This window comes from Pseudomonas sp. Pseusp3, from assembly GCF_047304225.1.
Lineage (GTDB): Bacteria > Pseudomonadota > Gammaproteobacteria > Pseudomonadales > Pseudomonadaceae > Aquipseudomonas > Aquipseudomonas fluorescens_CD.
On record NZ_JBGLYV010000220.1, the window covers coordinates 1 to 1,492 of the forward strand.

Here is a 1,492-nt window from a genome sequence, read left to right on the forward strand (position 1 = left end):
GGTGCTGCCGGCCCTGCGCCAAGCCTTGCGGGACACCGCCTGGCAAGTCCGCGAAGAAGCCGCCACCACCCTGGGCAAGGTCGGCCACCTCGACGCCGGCCCGGCCCTGATCGATGCCTTGGGTGACGATTACTGGCAAGTGCGCCTGCGCGCCACCCGCAGCCTCGGTCGCTTGCGATTTGTACCTGCGCTCGATGCGCTGATCGACACCCTCGGCCACCGCATCAGCAACCTGCGCAAGGAGGCCGCGCTGGCCCTGGGCGAATTGAACGACCCGCGGGCCATCGCGGCATTGCAGGCCGCACAGGACGACGGCGACCCGGAAGTGCGCAAGGCCGTGCGCATTGCCTTGAGTCAACTGCAATGAATCCGCTGGCGGTGGGTAATTCACGGAGCAAACAGCAGTTGCGACTGAACTGGCCGGATGGTCGCGAGCAGTGGCTGGACCACGCCGAACTGCGTCGGCAGTGCCCGTGTTCGCAGTGCCGGGCGTTTCGTATGCGGGGGATGACGCCGATGGTCGATGCGCGGGTTCGGGTTATTGAATTGCACTCGCAGGGGTATGGACTGCAACTGGTGTTCAGCGATGGTCATGAGCGCGGGATTTATCCGTGGGCATATCTTTCCGGTCTGGCCGGCCCCTCTGTAGGAGCGAGCTCGCTCGCGATGGACGCGAACGATAAAGCGATGCAATTGGAGGAACCGGTGCGCCTGGACGGTTTTCGCGAGCAGGCTCGCTCCTACACGGTCCTTGCCAGGCAAAAGCCAAAAGAGTACAAATGTACTCCATGACGACTCTGACTCCCCGCCGTACCGCCATCCTGACCTTCATCCGCGATCGCATCGCCGAGCATGGTCAGCCTCCGAGCCTCGCTGAAATCAGCGAGGTGTTCGGTTTTGCCTCCCGTAGCGTGGCGCGCAAGCATGTGCTGGCGCTGACCGAAGCCGGGTTTATCGAGGTCAACCCGCACCAGGCCCGGGGCATTCGCCTGCTCGGGCAGCCACCGCGTCCCGAGTTGCTGGACATCCCGGTGCTCGGCCGGGTGGCGGCCGGTGCGCCGATCGGGGCCGATGCGGAGGTCCATAGCCGCTTGCTGCTCGATCCGTCGATCTTCTCGCGGGTGCCGGACTACATGCTGCGGGTTCGGGGTGACTCGATGATCGAGGACGGTATTCTCGACGGCGATCTGGTGGGCGTGCACCGCAATCCGGAGGCGCTCAACGGCCAGATCGTCGTGGCGCGGCTTGACGGCGAAGTCACCATCAAGCGCTTCGAGCGGGTCGGCGATGTGGTTCGCCTGCTGCCACGCAACCCGGCCTACCAGCCGATTATTGTCGAAGCCGACCGGGACCTGGCCATCGAAGGCGTGTTCTGTGGCCTGGTGAGGCAAGGCTGATGGGTGCCGTCGTTGCGCTGGATACGCTGTTCAATGCTGGCCAGGTCTGGAAGGGCAGGCCTGCGCCAGCGGCCGCCAGCCCGCAACCCACCGGG

Annotated in this window: 2 protein-coding genes and 2 pseudogenes; all 4 read left to right on the top strand. The window is 65.2% G+C overall.

Going from position 1 to position 1,492, the window contains the following annotated elements; genetic code table 11:
• Positions 1–367 (top strand): HEAT repeat domain-containing protein (locus ACCD00_RS30595; RefSeq protein ID WP_413428920.1); only part of this gene is annotated, 367 nt, incomplete at its 5' end.
• Positions 364–633, top strand: a pseudogene (locus ACCD00_RS30600) (DUF971 domain-containing protein); the annotation flags it as partial. The gene ACCD00_RS30595 and the pseudogene ACCD00_RS30600, both read left to right, overlap by 4 nt.
• A 146-nt stretch (positions 634–779) precedes the next feature.
• Positions 780–1,397 carry a transcriptional repressor LexA gene (lexA, locus tag ACCD00_RS30605; protein WP_413428921.1) on the top strand — a complete coding sequence of 206 codons (618 nt, stop codon included), beginning with the start codon at positions 780–782 and terminating at the stop codon, positions 1,395–1,397.
• Positions 1,397–1,492, top strand: a pseudogene (locus ACCD00_RS30610) (DNA lesion error-prone repair protein ImuA); the annotation flags it as partial. The gene lexA and the pseudogene ACCD00_RS30610, both read left to right, overlap by 1 nt.